The following is a 19,588-nucleotide window of genomic DNA, read 5'->3' on the forward strand; positions in this document are numbered from 1 at the left end:
CGGGTGTTTGTCGTACTGTTTCCCGGTGCGGCGGATGTTCGTAGCCAGGGGAAGCCATGGACACCTGCCACTGTCATAGACCACGTGCCAGGGGGGCCCATGAGGCATGTTCATTTTCCTGCGCAAAGAGTGGCCAGAGCGGCCCGGGAGTCCCTTGCGCCCGCACGGCGCATCGGGGACAAGGCCCGTTGGTACTGCCCGGCCGCCATCGCCGCCGACTTCCTCGGCGCCGCCATCCCCGTAGGACTCGTCTTCGACGCCGCGCAGCAGGTCCGGCCGGTCTACTGCGCCCTGGCCGCCGCTGTGGCGTGGACCGGGGTACAGGCGCTGCGCCGGCGCTACGCGGCCCGGGCGCTCGGCGAGTCCCGAGGTGTGCTGCCCGTCGTGCACGACTGGCTGATTCTCATCGGGGTTCTGGCCGTGGCCCGCGTGGTGACCGAAGAGGCCACCCCCCGGCTGTCCGCCCTCGGGGCCCTGTTGCCCGCATTGCTCATCACCGTCGCCGTCCACAAGCTGACCTACCGTCACCTCTCGGCCGCCCGCCGCGAGGCCCAGGCCGTCAGCCGGGTCCTGGTCGTCGGCGAGCCCGACGCGGCCGAGGACGTCATCGCGCATCTCGCCGCCCGCACCGACCACCCGTACGTCGTCGTCGGCGTGGTCCCGGTCGGCGCCGGGCCCCTCACCAGCGGCATACCCGTGGCCGCCCGGCTCGACAAATGGACCCCCGAGGCCCCCAACGGCGACTCCGCGGCGGTGCTCGGCGCCGTCGCCAGCCACCACGCCGACCTGGTGCTCGTCGCCCCCGGCGTGCGGATCACGGGGGAGCGGCTGCGCCGGATCGCCTGGGCCCTGCACGATGCGGGCCTGGAACTCGCGGTCTTCCCCGGGCTGGTGGAGGTCTCCGTCAAGCGGCTGGAGACCCTGTCCGCGGGCGGGCTCGCCGTGCTGCGCGTCGCGCCCCCCGTCAGCCGCGGGGTGCAGACCCTGCTCAAGTCGGCCCTGGACCGGGTGGGCGCCGCGGCCGGACTGCTGCTGCTCTCCCCGTTCTTCCTGGGGATCGTCCTGGCCATCCGCTTCGGCTCGCGGGGCCCGGCCTTCTACCGCCAGCGGCGCATCGGCCGCGACGGCGCGCCGTTCGTCATGTGGAAGTTCCGCACGATGGTCGTGGACGCCGACGCGCTCAAGGCCGATCTGTCCGGGTCGAACGAGAACGACGGCCTGATGTTCAAGATGCGCCGCGACCCCCGGGTCACCCGCGTGGGCCGGCTGCTGCGCCGCACTTCGCTGGACGAACTCCCGCAGCTCATCAACGTGCTGACCGGCCACATGTCGCTGGTCGGCCCGCGCCCGCCGCTGCCGGAGGAGGTGGCGAAGTACGACGAGGTCGAGCTGCGCCGGCTCACCGTACGGCCCGGGATGACGGGACTGTGGCAGATCAGCGGCAGGTCGGACCTGTCCTGGGACGAAACGATCCAGCTCGACCTGCAGTACGTCGACAACTGGTCCTTCACCAGTGACGTCGACGTCATGGGCCGCACGCTCCGCGCCGTCGTCGACGGTCGCGGAGCGTACTGAGGAACCTGGGCCGCCTGTGCGATCAGCTCTGCTCGCGCCACCACTGGTACGTGGCGGCGATGCCGTCCCGCAGCGGGACGCCGGGCTTCCAGCCGAGCGACGTCAGGCGGCTCACGTCCAGCAGCTTGCGCGGGGTCCCGTCCGGCTTGGACGTGTCCCAGGCGAGCCTGCCGCGGAAGCCGGTCACCTCGGCGACCGTCTCGGCCAGCTCCTTGATGGTCAGGTCCTCGCCGCACCCGATGTTGACGGGCTCGTCGCCGTCGTAGGAGTTCAGCAGCACGGCGCAGGCCGCAGCCAGGTCGTCCACGTGCAGGAACTCCCGGCGCGGGGTGCCCGATCCCCACAGCGTGACCTCGTCGCGGCCCTCGGCGGCGGCCTCGTGGAAGCGCCGGACGAGCGCCGGCAGGACGTGCGAGGTCTCCAGGTCGAAGTTGTCGCCCGGACCGTAGAGGTTCGTCGGCATCGCCGAGATGTACGAGGCCCCGTACTGCTTGCGGTACGACTGGACCTGGACGATGCCGGCGATCTTCGCGAGGGCGTAGGCCTCGTTGGTCGGCTCCAGCGGGCCGGTCAGCAGCGCGTCCTCGCGGATGGGCTGCGGGGCCAGCTTGGGGTAGATGCAGGACGATCCGAGGAACAGCAGCCTGCCCACGCCGGCGGCGTGCGCGCCGCCGATCACGCTGAGCTGGATCTGCAGGTTCTCCTCCAGGAACTGCACCGGGTACGTGCTGTTGGCCATGATCCCGCCGACCTTGGCGGCGGCCAGCACCACGGCGTCCGGGCGGACGTCCTTGAGGTACGCACCCGTGGCGGCGGCGTCGCGCAGGTCGAGGTCGGCGCGGCCCCGGGTCAGCACCTCATGGCCGTCGGCGGTGAGCCGCCGGGCGACCGCGGACCCCACGAGGCCGCGGTGGCCCGCGACGAAGACGCGGGCGTTCGGGGGCAGGAGCGGCTGCGAACTTGTCATACCGCCGATGATGCCAGTTCGCGCCCGCGGGTCCGGCAGGGGTCCACCGGCTCGGGATCCGGCCGCGGGCCGGGACCGGCGCCGGCCTTCGGCCCGGCTCGGGACCCGGCCCCGGACCCGGCCCCGGACGCCGCCGCGGCGGCGTCCGGAACCGGGCCGGGCCCGGCCCGCGTCCGCTTCGGGCAGGGGCATCCGCCCCGCCGGGGCAGCCCGCAAGGGGCCGTGTACGGTAACGCAATCCGGCCCCCGGGCCGCGGCCGGGCCGCCCGGTGCGACGCCTGACGGCCCGCTCCGCACCCGCTTTGAGGCGCAGCCTCACTACGACAGACAGAAACCACCAGCAAGGGGACCCCATGGGCAAGACCGCACTGATCACCGGAGTCACGGGACAGGACGGCTCCTACCTCGCCGAGCTCCTGCTCTCCAAGGGCTACACGGTGCACGGGCTCGTGCGGCGGTCCTCCAGCTTCAACACGGAGCGGGTCGACCACATCTACCAGGACCCGCAGGCCCCCAACCGGTCCTTCGTCCTGCACCACGCAGACCTCTCCGACGGCGTCGCCCTCGTGAACCTGCTCCGCGACATACGCCCCGACGAGGTCTACAACCTCGGCGCGCAGTCCCACGTCCGCGTCTCCTTCGACGCCCCGCTCTACACGGGCGACGTGACCGGCCTCGGCGCGCTGCGGCTGCTGGAGGCCATCCGGGCCAGCGGCGTCGACACCCGCATCTACCAGGCCTCGTCCTCGGAGATGTTCGGTGCCACCCCGCCCCCGCAGAACGAGGGCACCCCGTTCCACCCGCGCAGCCCGTACGGCGCCGCGAAGGTCTTCGCGTACTGGACCACGGTGAACTACCGCGAGGCGTACGACATGTTCGCCGTCAACGGGATCCTCTTCAACCACGAGTCCCCGCGCCGCGGGGAGACCTTCGTGACCCGCAAGATCACCCGCGCGGTGGCCCGCATCAAGGCCGGTCTCCAGGACCACCTCTACCTCGGCAACCTCGACGCGGTGCGCGACTGGGGCTACGCCCCCGAGTACGTGGACGCCATGTGGCGGATGCTGCAGCAGGACGAGCCCACCGACTACGTCGTCGCCACCGGCGTGGCCGCGACCGTCCGCGAGTTCGTCGAGTCCTCCTTCTCGCACGCCGGTCTCGACTGGGCCGAGCACGTCCGCTACGACCCCAAGTACGAGCGCCCGAGCGAGGTCGACGCCCTCATCGGCGATGCTTCCAAGGCGCATGACCTGCTTGGCTGGAAGCCGACGGTCCTGGTCGCGGAGCTCGCGCAGATCATGGTCGACGCCGACATCCGTCAGGTCGAGGACCAACTGGCGGGCGTGACGGTCCGGATCGACCGCTGAGGCCTTATATTTCCCCTACGGTTTGCCGTGTTCCGGCCATACTCCGCAGCTCTGCGCGGGTGTGGCCGGGGTAAACCTGCCGTATGTCCCTTGTGCACCCTCCATGCTGAACCTGTTGATTCCAAGTTGGTATGCAATGGGTCAAGAGAGGTGACCAGGCCCTCATATGAGCCCTAGTCTGCGCCAGTACATATGGCTGTTCGGATAGTTCCAGCCATCAAACCGGGCGATTGCCCTGGGGGGCTCATGCGTAGATCCAGAGGGCTGACTGCTGCCCTCGTCCTGTCACTGGCCGGTGCCGGTACCGGCATAGGCCTGGTGTTGATGCCTCAGGCGTCCGCCATCACGCCGCCTGTGGCATTCACCGCCGACGAGCTGCCGACGTGGCAGCCCGACGGCATCGTCTGGGCGATGGCCCAGGCGAACGGCACCGTCTTCGCCGGCGGTACCTTCTCGGCCGTCCGCCCGCCCGAGGGTGCTGCAGGAGCCGAGCAGGACGCCGTGAACTTCGTCGCGCTCGACGCCGCGACCGGTAACCCCACCTCCTGCAAGCTGGCCTTCACCATCGGCGAGGGCACCGCGACGGTGCGCACGCTGGTCGTCTCGAAGGACAAGAAGACCCTCTACGCGGGCGGCTCCTTCGGTGCCGTGAACGGCACCCCGGTCTCCAGCCTCGCGGCGATCGACATCGCGAGCTGCACCCCCAAGGCATCGTTCCACCCGAGCTTCCCCGCCACCGTGCGCGCGCTCGCCCTCACGGACGACACCCTGTACGCGGGCGGCGACTTCAACACCGTCGAGGGCCAGACCCGCGAGCGGTTCGCCGCCGTGGACGCGTCCTCCGGTGCGCTCAAGCCCTTCGTCGCCAACGTCGACGAGCCGGGCCGCGCCGTCGAGGTCACCCCCGACGGCAAGAACGTGCTCCTCGGCGGCGACTTCTTCACCGTCAACGGCACCAACAGCCACGCCCTGGCCGTGGTCAACGCCACCACGGGCGCGGTCACCAAGACGTACAGCAACATCCCGTCGAACTCGGTCGTCAAGGACATCTCCACCGACGACACCGGCTTCTACACGGGCAACGAGGGCTCCGGCGGCGGCGTCTTCGACGGCCGCATCGGCCTGCGCCTGAGCGACTTCACCGAGAAGTGGCGCGACCGCTGCCTCGGCGCCACGCAGTTCGTCCTGCCGTACGAGGGCGTGCTCTACAGCTCCTCGCACGCGCACGACTGCTCCACCGAGCTCGAGTTCCCCGACGGCAAGCGGAACTTCCTGCTGGCCCAGCCGACCAACCACGAAGGCGCCGCCCCCGCGCCCGTGGACGGCTTCGTGCGCGGCCCGGGCAAGCTCGGCTGGCACCCCACGGCCAACGACGGACTCGGCGAGGGCATCGGCCCGCGCGTCATGTCCGTGGCCGAGAAGAACGACGTCAAGTACATGTGGGTCGGCGGTGAGTTCACGCTCATCAACGGCAAGGCCCAGCAGGGCCTGACCCGCTTCGCCTCCACCGGCGACGTCGGCGCCCCCACCACCCCGGTGGCCAGCACCTCCAGCGTCAAGCCCGGCGAGGTCCAGGTCCGCTGGCGCACCAGCTACGACGCGGACGACAGCAAGCTGACGTACCGCATCTACCGCAACGGCTCGGCCACCCCGGCCGCCACGGTCACCGCCAGCTCTCTGGAGTGGGAGCGCCCCCAGGCCTCCTGGAACGACACCACGGTCAAGGCCGGCCAGACCTACACCTACCGGGTGACCGCGACCGACGCGGCGGGCAACACCAGCGCCCTGTCGGCCGTCTCCTCGGTGACGGTTCCGACCTCGGTCCAGAGCTACCCGAACCAGGTCCGCACGGACGGCGCCGACCTGTACTGGCGCTTCGACGACGCGGTCAGCCCGTACGTCGCCGACTCCTCGGTGTCCGGCAACCGCAGCGGCATCCAGGTCAACGCCCCCGCCCTGAAGCAGTCGCCCGGCGCCGTCTCCGGCAGCACGGCGATGGGCTTCAACGGGACCAGCCAGCAGGTGCACAGCGACCGCCGTCAGACGGTCGGCAACACGTTCACCGTCGAGACCTGGTTCAAGACGAACACCACGCGCGGCGGCAAGCTGATCGGCTTCGGCAGCAACACCACGCGCAACAGCGGCACCTACGACCGCCAGATCTACATGACCAACACCGGTCGTCTGATCTTCGGTGTCCACAACGGCTCGACCCGGACCGTCTCCACGGGCCTGTTCGAGACGTACAACGACAACAAGTGGCACCACGTGGTCGGCACCCAGGGCCCCGGCGGCATCACGCTGTACGTCGACGGCCAGAACAAGGGCTCGCTGAACGCCACCAGCACCGCCAACTATGCGGGCTACTGGCACGTGGGCGGTGACAACCTCTCCGGTTGGCCGACCCGCCCGACGAGCAACTTCTTCGCCGGCCAGCTCGACGAGACCGCCGTCTACCCGACGGCGCTCACCCAGGCCCAGGTCAAGAACCACTTCGACCTGGCCAAGGCCCCCACCGACTCGGTCTCCGCGGTCAAGGCGACCGAGGACACCTACGTCAACCAGGGCGCCCCGAGCACCGCCTACGGCACGTCCACCTCGCTCGCGGTGCGCGGCAGCGGCTCGCTGTACGAGTCGTACCTGCGCTTCAACCTGCCGGCCGCCCCGGCCGGCCAGGTCCTGAAGTCCGCCTCGCTGCAGTTCAAGACCACCACGCAGACGGGTGCCGGCACCCCCGACACCGTCAAGGTGGTCCCGGTCACCGGCACCTGGACCGGTGCGGGCACGACCTTCAACACCAAGCCCACCCTGGGCACCACCCCGCTCGGCAGCATCGCGGGCGTGCCGGACGGCTCCGCCGTCCACGGTGTCGAGCTGGACACCGCCGCAGTCACCGCGGCGCTGGGCACCAGCTACGGCCTGGGCCTGACGAGCACGGGCACCGACCCGCTGTGGATCTGGTCCTCCGAGGCCACGGCGGCGGAGGGCGCTCCGCAGCTGGTCCTCACCTTCGGCGCGAAGTAAGCGACGAAAACCGGAACAACCGCCTTACGGCGTGCGGGGCCCGGCTCACATGGCCGGGCCCCGCTTGTACACCCCCTTGAGTACGGGAGCCATCCGATGTACCGACGCTCCGCAGCGGCTGCTGTCCTGCTGACCGCCGCCCTGACGCTCACCGCCTGCAGTTCGGGCGGGGACAAGGCCGACTCCGGCGCCAAGCCGAAGCCCCCGGCCTCGTCGGCGGCCCCCGATCCCGCGGACACCCCGCAGCCGGCCGGGTCCCCGGCCGAGGCGAAGCCGACGGGTCCCGTCCTCCCCGACGCGAAGCTCACCCCGAAGACGGGCAGCTTCACGGCGCAGGAGAAGAAGTACCTGAGCGGGCGGGTCCCCGAGAAGATGGACCCGGCGGCCGTTCTGCAGACCGGCCAGGACGCCTGCCAGCGGGTGGAGCGCACCGCGAAGCGCGACAAGGACGCGGCGACCGGGGCGGTCATCACCGGTGAGATCGCGGGCGCCAAGGACGCGATCAACCTCCTGTGCCCGGAGCAGAAGCCGATCCTCGCGGCGGCGGAGAAGGGCTTCGCCGAAGGCCCCCGCACCTCTCCCGCGGCGGGCACCTACCGGGCGCTGACCCAGGCCACCAACTGCACCTGGGAGGCCAAGGGCAAGGACGGCTCCGTCCTCAGCTCGGGCCCCGAGACCCCGCCCAAGGCGGGCGACAAGATCACGGCGACGATCCCGGCGGGTACCGCGGAGTTCAACTCCTCGGGCTGCTACGCCTGGATCCCCGCGTAGCGGACCGACAACGCCCCCGAGGACCGGACTCCCGGCCCCCGGGGGCGTTTTCGTGCCCGGAACCGGGGTACCCGCGCGGTCACAGCCCCGACGGCGGAAGGCGGATCCATGGGCATCGGCGGATGCATCGTCCTGATTGTGGTGGGTGCCATCCTCACCTTTGCCAGCGACTGGGAGATGGAGAGCGTCAACCTCGACCTGGTCGGTCTGATCATGATGGCGGTGGGCGGGATCGGCCTCGCCGTGTACACCAGCATCTACAAACGCCGCCGCACGGCGGGCGCCGCGATCCCGGTGGTGGAGGAACACCGCCGCGACGTCCTCTGATGGCCTACGCCCCGCTCGCGCGGTCCGGCTCCCGGCCGCGGGCGGATGACGGCACGGCCCGCACCGCAGCGGTGCGGGCCGCGTGAGCGGCCGTCCTCAGCGGCGGATGCCCTCGTAGACCGGCGCCAGCGTGTCCAGGACCGCGTCCATGGAGAAGGACTCCGCGGCGAGCTTGCGGGCCGACAGCGAGGCCTCGCGGCCCGCCGCAGGGTCCAGCAGCTCAAGGACCGCCGCGGACACGCCCGCCGGGCCGGGTTCGACCGCGCGGCCGGCGCCGGCCCGTGCGATCTCCCGGGCCAGGCCGTTGGAGTGGGTCACCACCGAGGGGACACCCACCGAGAGGGCCTCCAGCACCGACATGGGGAACGGCTCGTCCACCGACGGCAGGACGTACACGTGGGCCCGGCGCAGCTCTGCCAGCACCTCCGCGGTGGAGAGCGCCCCCGGGACCGTGAACCGGTCGGTCAGGCCGAGCTCCCCGATCCGGGCGCGTACGGCGGCCAGTTCGCCCTCGTCCGGGCCCGCGACCACGAAGTGCGCGTCCGGGTGCGCGGCGAGGACCGCCGGGGCCGCGTCCACGAAGTCCACCGGCCGCTTACGGGCCTGCAGGCGCGCCGAGTACAGGATGCGCGGCGGGCCGCCCAGCGGGGGCCGCTCCTCCTGCGCAGGGGTCCCGTTGACCAGGCGGACCGCCTGCGCCAGCGGAGCGCCGACCACCGCGTCCAGCCCCTCCCGCTCGTGCGGGGTCAGGTACAGCACCGCGTCCGCGCCGCGCAGCAGGCGGCGTACCGCCACCGCGTCCAGCACCTTGGCCAGCAGCTTCTCGCTCGGGTCCACCATGCCGTGGGTCTGCAGCACCAGCGGCCGTCCCGCCCGCAGCGCCGCCAGCGCCACCGGCAGCGTCACCAGGTCACGGGCCAGGTGGACATGCACGACGTCGGCGTCCCGCACCAGCCGGCCCGCCGAGGCCAGCAGCGCGGGCGAGGTCATCCCGCTGAAGCCGAGGGGCAGCAGGCGCCGGGCCGGGAACAGCTTCGCCGGGACCCCTTCGACGTCGGTCGGCCACGGTTCGGGGAAACCCTCGCCGAGCGCGAGCAGCCGCGCCTCGTGCCCCCGGGCCCGCAGCCCCTTCGCCAGGTTCAGCGCGACCCGCACCGGCCCGCCGAAGGCGTGCGAGGGGGAGTGCAGGGTGACGGCGTGCAGGACTCTCACTTGGGCTCCTCCACCGGGCGGCGGTGCCCGTCCTGGGTCTGCAGGGTCAGCTCGGGCAGGTCCTTGTGGACCACGGAGCCGGCTCCGGCGACCGCGCAGCGGCCCACCGTGACCCCGGCGAGCACGGTCGCCCGGACCGCCACCCACGCGCCGTCCTCGACGGTGATCGGGGCGTTGCGGTAGCGGAAGTCGGCGGCCCGGTGGTCGTGCGAGCCGGTGCACAGCATGGCTTCCTGCGAGATGCAGACGTTCGCCCCGACGGTCACCGGCTCCAGGTTCAGCAGCCAGGCACCCTCACCTATCCAGGTGTGGTCCCCGACGTTCAGCTTCCACGGCCACAGCACCCGCACCCGGTGCCGGATCAGGACGCTCTCGCCGATCTTCGCCCCGAAGGCCCGCAGCAGGGCCACCCGCAGCCGTGCCGGACAGAACCAGCTCATGAACAGCGTGTTCATCACGGCGAACCACAGCGCCTGCGTCAGCAGCCCGCGGCCCTTGTCGTACCCGGCCAGCGTGAAGGAAGGAAGATCCCGCAACTGTCGCCCCCATCTGCTCCCCGGACCCGGTCCGGGGGGACCTCCGGCCGCCGCCTCCCCGGGCGTGGCCCGCTCAGACTAGACTGCGCGCGGACCAGGCACATCGGGTGGGGGCGGCAGTGACGACGGACATACGCAAGCCCTCCGCTCCGCCCGCGAAGCGGCCGGTTCCGTCCCCCTTCGAGGACGAGAGCCTGTGGGGCCGGGCCACCCTCCCGCGCACCCTGCTCTCGCGCGCGCTGGCCGTTCCGCTCGCGCTCGGATTCACCGTCTTCCTGCCGTTGTTCGTCGCCCTCCAGTCGGGCGCCGGCGCCCACGACGCGGCCTTCTGGCTCCAGCTGCTGCTCACCATGTACGCGGGCGCCCGGCTCTCCGCCATGGTGCTCACCAGCCGACGCAAGCTCCTGCAGGGCTCCTTCTGGCTCTTCGTCTACATGGCCATGGGCGTCGCCCCGCTCGCGCAGGCCGTCCTCGGCCAGGTCCCGACGCCGGTCGTCGGCCCGCGCTCCGACCTGACCGCCGCCATCGGGCTGGTGCTGCTCGGCTGCACGGCCTTCGACGTCGGCGTGCTGCTGGCCCGTCACCGGCCGGCCGGGCGCGCCGGCGGCTCCCAGAAGGCTTCGAAGCCCGTCATGGCGCACCGGCGCCGGCTCCAGCTCCTGACGGCCCTGTCGTTCCTGTGCAGCGCCGTATTCATCATGAAGCTGGGCGGTCCGGCGGTCTTCTTCTCCAGCCGCCAGGAGATCATCGCCGGCATCGAGGAGGCGGGCGTCTCCAACGGCGACGGCCAGGCCGGACAGGCCCTGCTGCGCGGCTTCGGCACCGTACCGGCGCTGCTCGCGCTGCTCCTGTACACGCGCTGGCTGATCACCTCGAAGTTCGCCCGCCGCAAGGTGTCGATCATCGTCACGTGGGCGGCGCTTGCCGGCCTCAACCTGATCGTCAACAACCCGATCTCGAACCCGCGGTACTGGTTCCTGACGGTCATGTTCGCCCTGCTGTTCACCGTCTTCCCGGTGAGTGCGGCGATGTACCGGGTGGCGCTGTCCATGGCAGTGGTCGTCGCCCTCCTGATCTTCCCGTTCGCGGACCGCTTCCGCTACGACGAGAAGAACTACCGGCCGGTCGAGACCACGTCCTTCCTGGAGCCGATGGCCCTCAAGGACTACGACCAGATCGGCATGTTCGCGAACACCATCACCTACTCGGAGTCGGGCCCCGGGCACTTCTACGGGCGCCAGCTGGCCGGGTCGATCTTCTTCGCGGTGCCCCGCTCGGTCTGGGAGGGCAAGCCGCGGGACACGGGCGTGATGGTCGGCCAGTGGATGGGCACGGTCAACACCAACCTCTCCTCCCCGATCTGGGCGGAGCTGTGGCTCGACTTCGGGCCGCTGGGCATGGGCGCCGGACTGCTGGGCATGGGATACGCCTCGGCCCGCGTCGACCGGCGCTATGCGAAGCGCGCCACTCGCCGCAGTCCACCGGGCAGCCTGATCTCGGTGGTGGTTCCGCTGGTCGCGGGCTACTCCTTCATCCTGCTGCGCGGACCGCTCCTGCAGGCCTCGGGGCGCGTGGCGATCGCGGCCCTCTGCCTCGCGCTGGTCGCGACGTACCGCACGGACAAGTCCACCACCCTGCGCTGACGCGCCGCCGTTGCGGGGGCGCTGCCCCCGAACCCCCGCGTCCGGGCGGAGCCCGGGACAGCGGTCAGGCCGCGGAGGCCGGGAGGGGCTCGCGGTCCTGCGCAGCAGGGACTCGCAGGCGGGCGACCCGAAGCCAGGCGGCCAGAGCCTTGATCGCGGAGCCGGCCGCCAAGGCCCAGGCGGCGCCCGCCACCCCCCACACCGCGTACCCGCCGAGCAGCAGCCCCACGGACAGCAGCGAGAAGACCACCTGCAGGGACAGCGTGGCCTTCGGGGCCAGCACCCGCAGGGTCAGCAGCGCGCACGTGCCGAGCCCCATCGCCGCGTACTGCGCCCCGGTCGCCGGCAGCAGCGCGGACGCCGCCGCCCAGGTGTCGCCGAGGAGTTCTCGGCCCAGCCGGTCAGGCAGCAGGTACAGGGCGGTCGCCCAGCCCGCGCCGAGCGCCGCCAGGACCAGCCCCAGCGCGGCCGTGGCCCGGACCGTGGCCCGCTTGCCGCCGAGCCTGCCGAGTACCGGCGGCCCGAAGGCGTTCGCGGAGTTGAACAGCACGTTCAGCGGGCCGAAGAGCGTGGTCGCACCCCGCAGCGCGCCGACGGCCAGCGGCGTCGCGAAGACGCCGAGGCCGAGGACGGCGAGCTGGCTGGAGCCGTTGCCCACCGCGAACTCGACCACGAACCGCTGTCCGAGGTGACCCCGCCGCAGGTACGGCCGCAGGTCCGCGCGGGTGCCGCGTACGTACGGCCGCAGCAGCCACAGTCCGAGCCCGAGCGCCGGCAGCGCGGAGAGCCCCCAAGCGAGCACCAGCCGCCCCGCAGAGGCTCCTTCGGGCTGCACGGCCAGCGCCGCGACCACGCACACCAGCCGCAGCGCGTCGGCGGCCAGGGCCCGCTCGGGGGCGCGCAGGGCGGAGAAGCAGTACCGCAGGCCGTCCTGGAGGAGCACCAGCGGCAGTACGAGGCCCAGCGCGAGGAAGGCCGTCCCGGTGGCACCGGACAGCGCGAGGCCCACCACCAGCAGCAGTGCGCCCACGGCGGCCGAGGAGGCGGCGGTGAAGCCCACGGCCGAACGGCACCGGGCGCCGAGCAGTTCACCCTTCTCCAGCACCAGGCTCTGGCCGACGTAGGCCATGTTCAGTCCGAGGAGCACGCTGAAGGTCACGTACACCATCGAGAAGCCGGCGAACCCGGAGGCCGAGGACAGCCGGGCGGCCAGCACCAGCACCAGGATGTTGGTGGCGCTGGACGCTGCCTGGTCCAGGACCGATGCGACGGCGGCGAGGCCGCGTCGGCTCATCTGCGGCCCATGCGGACGGTGCGCAGCGCGACGGTGTCGGTGCCGTCACCGGGGATGTGCTGTTCGGGCTCGGCCACTTCGTACGGGATCGGCTGGGGCTGCGGCACGGGCTTGCCGGGGGTACCGGGACCCCCGGCGGGGCCGACGGGCGCCGGGCCGTCCTTGTCCTTGCCGCGGCCGCGCTTCTCACCGGGCAGCGGCGCGTGCAGCACGGCGCCGAGCACGGTGCCGCCGGCGCCGCTGATGAGCTCGCGGATCCGGGACAGGTCGGTGCGGTGCACGCCGCGCGGGTTGCAGACGACCAGGACGCCGTCGACGCGGTCGACCAGGGCGAGCGCGTCGGCGTACGAGAGCACGGGCGGCGCGAGCACGACGACGGTCGCGTTGGGGGAGTCGGCCTCGGAGATCAGCCGGGTGGCGCGGGGGGAGGTCAGCGCGCGCGGCACGTTGCGCGCCCGCTCGCCGGGGATCAGGTCGAAGGAGCCGGACTCCCCGGCGTCCACGACGAGCTGGCGCCCGTCGGGCCACTCGGAGTCGGAGTGCCGTCCGCCGCCGCCCTTCGCGCCCGGGGTCTGGCTCCAGCGCGGCCGGCCGCCGGCGTCCGTCGGCAACTGGCTGGCCAGCACGGGGGTGCGCAGGTCGGCCTCGATGAGCAGGACGTCCTTGCCGGTCTCCGCGAAGGAGGCGGCGAGGTTCACCGCCACGGCGGCGGCGGTCTCGCTGCTGCCGCGCGGGGCGACGACGAGCAGCCGGCGCCGGTCGGCGAAGCGGGCGTCGTAGGCGAGCCGGAAGGCCACCGAGCGGTACTCCTCGGCGAGGCGGGGATCGGCCTCACCGGCGGCGAGCAGCGGCCCGCCGCCCGTCCGGTCCCGCGGCAGGTAGCCGAGTACGGGTGCGCGCAGGGCCCGTGCCACGTCGCCCTCGGAGCGGGGCGCCGGGTCGAAGACGAGCCGGACCCAGGCGGCCAGCAGGCCGAGGGCGAGGCCCACGGCGGCGCCGAGCGCGAGGGACATCACGATGCCGGGGCCGTCGGCTCCGGGGGGCGCGGTCGCGGCGCTGGTGACCCGGCCCGGGGTCATGTCCAGGGCTTCCAGCTTGGTGATCTTGGTGTTGTAGCCGCCGACCTCGCTCTGCAGATCGGTCTTGGACGAGCTGGCCGCGTCCCGGCCGGCGCCGGCCGGCATCCGGGCGATCTCCTTGGAGAGCTCGTCGAGCTGCTTGGCGATCGGGTCGCGCTGCTCCTTGTAGCCCTTGACCATCTTGTCGCGGGTGGCGTCGAGGGATTCCTGCCGCTTGAGCAGGTACGCCTCGGTCATCGCGTTGGCGCGCTTGGCGGCCTCCTTGGGGGAGGACGCCGTGTACGTGAAGCGCAGCACCATGGTCTGCGGCGGGTTGGTGACCTGCAGACCGCTGCGCAGGGCGGCGAAGCCGGACGCGCCCACGCCGAGCCTCTTCGCCGCCTCGTTGGCTATGGAGGAGCTGAGCGCGACCTGGCGCTCCGAGCCGATGTTGATCGCCTTGTCCGGGGCGAGGCTGGGGTTGAACGGGTCGTCGGTGGGCGCGCGCAGCACGACGTCGGCGGTCGCGACATAGGTGTCGGCCGTGGAGATGCCGAGGTAGACGCCGCCCAGCAGGCCGACCCCGATGCCCGCGCCGATGAGGCGGCGGTAGCGCAGGAGCTGGCGGAACTGATCCCTGAGGAGATCGGGTTCGTCGTCGGCCGGTGCCGCTGCAGGGCGGTTCGTCTCGATCACGGCCGGGGTCCCCCAAGTGCTTCGTCCATCAGTGCGTCGATGCGGGCCAGGCCCGCTTCGCGGCTCAGGTGTGCCGCCACGTGGCGGGGCCCGGCCGCTCCCAGTGCGTCCGCGCCCTCGGGGTCCTCGGCCAGGGCCCGAACGGCCTTCAGCAGGGCCTCCGGGTCCTCCGGCGGTACGAGTACCCCCGCGCCCGAGCGTTCCACTTCCTGGGCGGTCCCGCCCTCCGCCGCCACGGAGGCGACGACCGGCCGGCCGGTCTGGAAGTAGGACGTGAGCTTCGACGGGACGCTCATGTCCAGCACGGCGGCGTGCTGCGTGACCGCGAGTACGTCCGCCGCCGCGAGGATATCCGGGAACTCGCCGTCAGCGGCAGGGGGGATGATGTCCAGATTCGGCACATCCGCCGCGAGTTCGGACAGAGCCGACCGCTGGCTGCCGTCGCCCATCAGGACGAAGCGGACGCTCGGATCCAGCCGGGCGGCGCCCACGAGGACTTCGAGGCCCTGCTTGAGGCCCATGTTCCCGGAGTGCAGGACGACGGTCTCGCCGGGGCTCCAGCCCAGGTGGTGGCGGGTCTCGCCGCGCGGTTTGGTGGGCACCGGCACGTGGGACCAGTTGGGCACGAGGCGGATCCGGCCCGGGTCCACGCCCATGCCGACGACCCGGTCCACGAAGGTCTCGTGGATGACGCCGACGAGGGTGGCCCGCTTCAGGGCGTACGCCTCGGCGCGGCCGGCGATCGCGGCGGCCTTGTCGCCGCCGCTGATTCCGCTCTGTGCGGCGGCGGCGCCCATCAGGTCCTGGACGACCGGGACATAGGGGACCTTCCACCGCGCCGCGAGCCGGGCGGCGAGCACCCCGCCGGCCAGGCTGGGCATCTGGGCGAGGACCGCGTCCGGCTTGGGCATCCGGGGCGGGGCCACGGCGCCGTGCAGGAGAATCGATCCTTCAAAAAGCGCCCGCTTCACGGCGGTCTGGCGCGGCGGCACGGTGTGCGCACGCCGGTGCACGGTGACCCCCGCGCGCTGCTCCGTGCGCCGCAACGCGCCCTTGTACTCCGGCTCGAGCGACCACGCGGGGTAGTGCGGCATGCCCGCCAGCACGTGGGTCTCGTGACCGAGATCCGCCCAGTGCTCCGCGATCTGGGTGGCGTACGGGCCGATTCCCGCGTGCTCCGGAGCGTAATTGGTGGAAACCAGCAGCAAGCGCCGGTGACCGGATCTGGACACTGAGCGTCCCCTTCTCCCCTGGATGATGCGCACGTCACCCTATTCGTTCACCCGCGTGGTGCGGAACGTGCACGCTATTGTCTGCTAATCCGCTACACCGGGGGGTGTGGCTGCTGGGGGTAAAAGATGACGGAGCACGACATGTCCGACCTTGGCGCGCCTTCGCGCCGACCGTATCGAGTCGGCTACGCGCCCGGCGCCTACGATCTGTTCCACATCGGGCACCTCAACATCCTTCGGCACGCACGGAGCCAGTGCGACTATCTCGTCGCCGGAGTGGTCTCCGACGAGATGGCCGAGCTCGCCAAGGGGCGCCGCCCGATGATCCCGCTCGTCGAGCGGCTGGAGATCGTCCGCAGCGTGAAGTACGTCGACGCGGCCTTCGTCGAGACGGTCCCCGACAAGGTCGAGACCTGGAAGCAGGTCCGCTTCGACGTCATCTTCAAGGGCGACGACTGGCGCGGCACCCCCAAGGGGGACCGGCTGGAGAAGGACTTCGCCGCCCACGGGGTCGACGTCGTCTACTTCCCCTACACCGTGCACACCTCCAGCACCCAGCTGCGCCGGGCGCTGGACGCGCTCGCCGAACCGGCCCAGGTTCCCGGTCAGGTCACCGGCGAACGGCGCTGAGCTCCCGGAACCACTTCGCGAGGAACGCCAGCAGGAACAGCGCGGCGACCGCGCCGAGTCCCGCGTACGCCCAGGTGAAGGCCTTCCCGCCGCCGAGCAGCAGGAACACCAGGCAGAACACCCCGTAGTCCACCGGCAGCAGGGCCACCGCGCGCGCGGTCGACGGCGCGGCGGCGGGGCTGCCGGGGGCGGGCTTCGGCTTGAGCTTCTCGGTCAGCAGCCCGCCGAAGAAGGTCACCACCGCGGCGAACTGGAAGCCCAGCGGCACCAGTAGCCAGCCGTCCCCGCCCGTCCCGTACGCCTCGGGGAAGCGGTAGAAGGCGATCAGCACGCACGAGTGCAGGGCGGTGAGCTTGGCGGCGTCCACGACGTGGTCGAGCCATTCACCCGCCGCGCTGCCGCCCCCGCGCAACCGGGCCAGCTGCCCGTCGGCGGAGTCGAAGGCGAAGCCGACGGCCAGGGCCGCCCACACCGCGATCCCCAGCCCCCACGAGGGGGCGGCCAGCGCGACCGCCGCCACGGCGGCGAAGCTGAAGGCGGCACTGATCAGCGTCACCTGGTTCGGGGTGAGCCCCAGCGCGTACGAACCGGCGGCCAGATACCGCCCGGCGGGCCGGTTGACGAACCGCGAGTAGAGCGACACCCCCTTCGCCGACTTCTGCGCTCCGCGCAGTTCCTGCAGCGCGGTCGTGACTCTGCCCATGCAGGGACCCCCTCCGAGATGATGTCGAACACATCATCGCAGGACGGACGGGCGAGCTGGTTCCGGATGTGCGGGTACGTCCGGAACCAGCGGCGCCGGCCGGGCCGCCGCAGGCCACCCGGGCTCAGCCCACCACCTTCAGCAGCAGCACCGACCGCGCCGGGACCACGAGGGGTTGTCCGCCCCGGTGACGGGTGCGGGGAGGGTCGGACTGCTCCTCCACGGAGGTGTCCAGGACGACCTCGTACACCTCCGCCCACGGCGCCCCCGGCAGGACCCACTCCAGCGGCCGGTCCCCGGTGTGCAGCAGCGCGAGGAAGCTGTCGTCCGTCACCTGCCGGCCCCGCTCGTCCCGGCCCGGGATGTCGCGGCCCGACAGGTACATCCCCAGAGCGGCGGACGGCGCGTACCAGTCCCGCTCCGTCATCTCCGCGCCCGCCGGGGTGAACCAGGCCAGGTCCCGCAGCCCGTCCGCGCCCTGCGAGCGCCCGGAGAAGAACGCCCGCCGCCGCAGCACCGGATGGGCGTGGCGCAGCGCGATCAGCCGGGAGGCCAGGGCGAGGAGCGACCGCCAGGCCGGATCCTCCAGGAGCGACCAGTCCACCCAGCCCGTCTCGTTGTCCTGGCAGTACGCGTTGTTGTTGCCGTCCTGCGTCCGCCCGAACTCGTCCCCGGCCACCAGCATCGGCACGCCCGTCGACAGCAGCAGAGTGGTGAGCAGGTTGCGCAGCTGGCGGCGCCGGAGCACGCCGATCCGCGGATCGTCGCTCTCGCCCTCTGCCCCGCAGTTCCACGACCGGTTGTCATTGGTCCCGTCCCGGTTCGCCTCCCCGTTCCCCTCGTTGTGCTTGCGCTCGTAGGTGACCAGGTCGCGCAGGGTGAAACCGTCGTGCGCGGTCACGAAGTTCACCGAGGCGTACGGCCGCCGCCCGCCCCACGCGTACAGGTCGCTGGAGCCCGACAGCCGGTACCCGAGATCCCGTACGTCGGGCAGCGCGCCCCGCCAGAAGTCCCGTACGGCGTCCCGGTAGCGGTCGTTCCACTCCGTCCACAGCGGCGGGAACGCACCCACCTGGTAGCCGCCCGAGCCCACGTCCCACGGCTCGGCGATGAGTTTGACCCGCCGCAGCACCGGGTCCTGGGCGATCACCGCGAGGAACGGCGACAGCATGTCCACGTCGTGCATCGACCGGGCCAGCGCCGCCGCCAGGTCGAAGCGGAAGCCGTCCACGCCCATCTCCGTGACCCAGTAGCGCAGCGAGTCGGTGATCATCCGCAGGACGTGCGGGCGCCCCGCGTGCAGGGTGTTCCCGCAGCCCGTGTAGTCGGAGTACCGCCGCTGGTCGGACTGGAGCCGGTAGTAGCCCCGGTTGTCGATCCCGCGCAGCGACAGCGTGGGACCCAGCTCGCCCGCCTCGGCCGTGTGGTTGTAGACCACGTCGAGGATGACCTCGATCCCGGCCGCGTGCAGGGCCCGGACCATCCGCTTGAACTCCCCGACCTGCTGCCCCGCCGTACCGCTCGAGGAGTAGCCCGCGTGCGGGGCGAAGTAGCCGACCGAGTTGTAGCCCCAGTAGTTGCGCAGGCCCCGGCGCAGCAGGTGGTCCTCGTGCGCGAACTGGTGCACCGGAAGCAGCTCGACCGCGGTCACGCCCAGGCTCGTCAGGTGCTCGATCGCCGCCGGGTGGGCGAGGCCCGCGTAGGTGCCGCGCAACTCCTCGGGAATACCCGGATGGCGCATGGTGAAGCCGCGCACGTGCAGCTCGTAGATCACGGAATCGGCCCACGGGGTCTTCGGCCGGACGTCGTCCGCCCAGTCGTCGTCATCGTGGACGACCACGCCCTTCGGGACGAAGGGAGCGGAGTCCCGGTCGTCGCGCACGGTGTCCGCGATGTACTGCTGCGGCCAGTCCCGGACGTGCGCGTACACCTCCGGCGGCAGCGTGAAGTCCCCGTCCACGGCCCGCGCGTACGGGTCCAGGAGCAGCTTCGCCGGGTTGTACCGGGCGCCCGTCCAGGGGTCCCATCGGCCGTGCACCCTGAATCCGTACCGTTGCCCCGGGCGTACGCCCGGCACGAAACCGTGCCAGATCTCGTGGGTGTGCTCCGTCAGGGCGCAGCGGGTCTCGGCGCCGGCCTCGTCGAACAGACAGACCTCCACCGCCTCCGCGCCCTGCGCCCACAGGGCGAAATTGGTGCCCGCGGTCCCGTCCGGACCGTGATGGAACCGGGCCCCCAGCGGATGCGAGGACCCCGGCCACACCGGTGCCCCCGGGCGCGATTGCACCCGTACCACCTGGCCCCTGACCTGGCCGTTCGTTCGTTCCTCGGGCCGCTCCTTCGGCCTCTCCTGCGGTCGGCCGTCGATCTGCGGTACGGGCGCGGCATGGCCGCTCCGCACCGCTTCGACGGCATTGCTGACGGCTTCCACCGCCTCCTGCTCGGCTGCGCTCGACACTGCCCGCCTCCACGGCTCCTGGGTACCGGCGGGGGTAGGGGAGAGTGCGGCCCCGGCGTCCCGGCCTGGGCCCGCCCCCGTCTGGTCCTTCACAC

The 19,588-nt window shown here is 72.1% G+C and carries 15 protein-coding genes; 7 read left to right on the forward strand and 8 right to left on the reverse strand.

Translation table 11 applies throughout. The features are described from left to right. Positions 1-99: 99 nt before the first annotated feature. Positions 100-1,575 carry a sugar transferase gene (locus OG444_RS26560; protein ID WP_327264527.1) on the forward strand — a complete coding sequence of 492 codons (1,476 nt, stop codon included), beginning with the start codon at positions 100-102 and terminating at the stop codon, positions 1,573-1,575. Positions 1,576-1,597: 22 nt separating this feature from the next. Here OG444_RS26560 and OG444_RS26565 read toward each other — a convergent pair whose 3' ends face one another. After that, positions 1,598-2,542: a GDP-L-fucose synthase family protein gene (locus tag OG444_RS26565; RefSeq protein WP_327264528.1), complete on the reverse strand. Its 945-nt coding sequence runs from the start codon at positions 2,540-2,542 to the stop codon at positions 1,598-1,600. A 353-nt stretch (positions 2,543-2,895) separates the two neighbouring features. Between OG444_RS26565 and gmd the strand changes: the two genes are divergently transcribed. The 4 genes from gmd to OG444_RS26585 all read left to right on the forward strand — a co-directional run bounded on the left by gmd (position 2,896) and on the right by OG444_RS26585 (position 8,031). Next, positions 2,896-3,909, forward strand: a complete 1,014-nt coding sequence (gene gmd, locus OG444_RS26570; RefSeq protein ID WP_327264529.1) for a GDP-mannose 4,6-dehydratase — start codon at positions 2,896-2,898, stop codon at positions 3,907-3,909. A 246-nt stretch (positions 3,910-4,155) separates the two neighbouring features. Then, the gene (locus tag OG444_RS26575) at positions 4,156-6,933 is read left to right on the forward strand and encodes a DNRLRE domain-containing protein (protein ID WP_327264530.1); all 2,778 of its coding nucleotides are present in this window, start codon (positions 4,156-4,158) and stop codon (positions 6,931-6,933) included. Between the two features lie 96 nt (positions 6,934-7,029). Further along, on the forward strand, positions 7,030-7,704 hold the full coding sequence (locus OG444_RS26580) for a hypothetical protein (protein ID WP_327264531.1): 675 nt from the start codon (positions 7,030-7,032) through the stop codon (positions 7,702-7,704). A gap of 108 nt (positions 7,705-7,812) precedes the next feature. Then, positions 7,813-8,031, forward strand: a complete 219-nt coding sequence (locus OG444_RS26585; protein WP_327264532.1) for a DUF6458 family protein — start codon at positions 7,813-7,815, stop codon at positions 8,029-8,031. A gap of 96 nt (positions 8,032-8,127) precedes the next feature. On the opposite strand, the gene OG444_RS26590 is transcribed toward OG444_RS26585, so the two are convergent. Together OG444_RS26590 and OG444_RS26595 are read right to left on the reverse strand one after the other, a co-directional pair. Next, on the reverse strand, positions 8,128-9,243 hold the full coding sequence (locus tag OG444_RS26590; RefSeq protein ID WP_327264533.1) for a glycosyltransferase: 1,116 nt from the start codon (positions 9,241-9,243) through the stop codon (positions 8,128-8,130). Then, entirely contained in the window at positions 9,240-9,779 is a 540-nt protein-coding gene (locus OG444_RS26595) for a WcaF family extracellular polysaccharide biosynthesis acetyltransferase (protein WP_327264534.1), read from the reverse strand. Before OG444_RS26595 ends, OG444_RS26590 begins: the two co-directional genes overlap by 4 nt. A 119-nt stretch (positions 9,780-9,898) precedes the next feature. Between OG444_RS26595 and OG444_RS26600 the strand changes: the two genes are divergently transcribed. Further along, on the forward strand, positions 9,899-11,422 hold the full coding sequence (locus tag OG444_RS26600) for a hypothetical protein (RefSeq protein ID WP_327264535.1): 1,524 nt from the start codon (positions 9,899-9,901) through the stop codon (positions 11,420-11,422). Positions 11,423-11,486: 64 nt separating this feature from the next. Here OG444_RS26600 and OG444_RS26605 read toward each other — a convergent pair whose 3' ends face one another. Genes OG444_RS26605 through OG444_RS26615 form a run of 3 tightly spaced genes read right to left on the reverse strand, consistent with a single transcriptional unit; the run spans position 11,487 to position 15,672 of the window. Continuing rightward, positions 11,487-12,716 carry a hypothetical protein gene (locus OG444_RS26605; protein ID WP_327264536.1) on the reverse strand — a complete coding sequence of 410 codons (1,230 nt, stop codon included), beginning with the start codon at positions 12,714-12,716 and terminating at the stop codon, positions 11,487-11,489. Further along, complete coding sequence (locus OG444_RS26610) at positions 12,713-14,470, reverse strand: lipopolysaccharide biosynthesis protein (RefSeq protein WP_327264537.1); 1,758 nt, start codon at positions 14,468-14,470, stop codon at positions 12,713-12,715. Before OG444_RS26610 ends, OG444_RS26605 begins: the two co-directional genes overlap by 4 nt. Beyond that, positions 14,467-15,672, reverse strand: coding sequence for a glycosyltransferase family 4 protein (locus tag OG444_RS26615; RefSeq protein WP_327266940.1), 1,206 nt, complete (start codon positions 15,670-15,672; stop codon positions 14,467-14,469). Before OG444_RS26615 ends, OG444_RS26610 begins: the two co-directional genes overlap by 4 nt. A gap of 156 nt (positions 15,673-15,828) precedes the next feature. On the opposite strand from OG444_RS26615, the gene OG444_RS26620 reads away from it, so the two are divergent. Further along, entirely contained in the window at positions 15,829-16,332 is a 504-nt protein-coding gene (locus tag OG444_RS26620) for an adenylyltransferase/cytidyltransferase family protein (protein WP_401686705.1), read from the forward strand. Here OG444_RS26620 and OG444_RS26625 read toward each other — a convergent pair. Further along, a complete protein-coding gene (locus tag OG444_RS26625; RefSeq protein WP_327264539.1) occupies positions 16,313-17,035 on the reverse strand; it encodes a CDP-alcohol phosphatidyltransferase family protein in 723 nt (240 codons plus the stop codon). The genes OG444_RS26620 and OG444_RS26625 overlap by 20 nt on opposite strands. A gap of 124 nt (positions 17,036-17,159) precedes the next feature. Continuing rightward, positions 17,160-19,493 (reverse strand): glycogen debranching protein GlgX, encoded by a 2,334-nt coding sequence (gene glgX / locus OG444_RS26630; RefSeq protein ID WP_405790701.1) that lies wholly within the window; start codon positions 19,491-19,493, stop codon positions 17,160-17,162. Between the last annotated feature and the right edge of the window lie 95 nt (positions 19,494-19,588).

It is taken from the genome of Streptomyces sp. NBC_01232 (assembly GCF_035989885.1).
Lineage (GTDB): Bacteria > Actinomycetota > Actinomycetes > Streptomycetales > Streptomycetaceae > Streptomyces.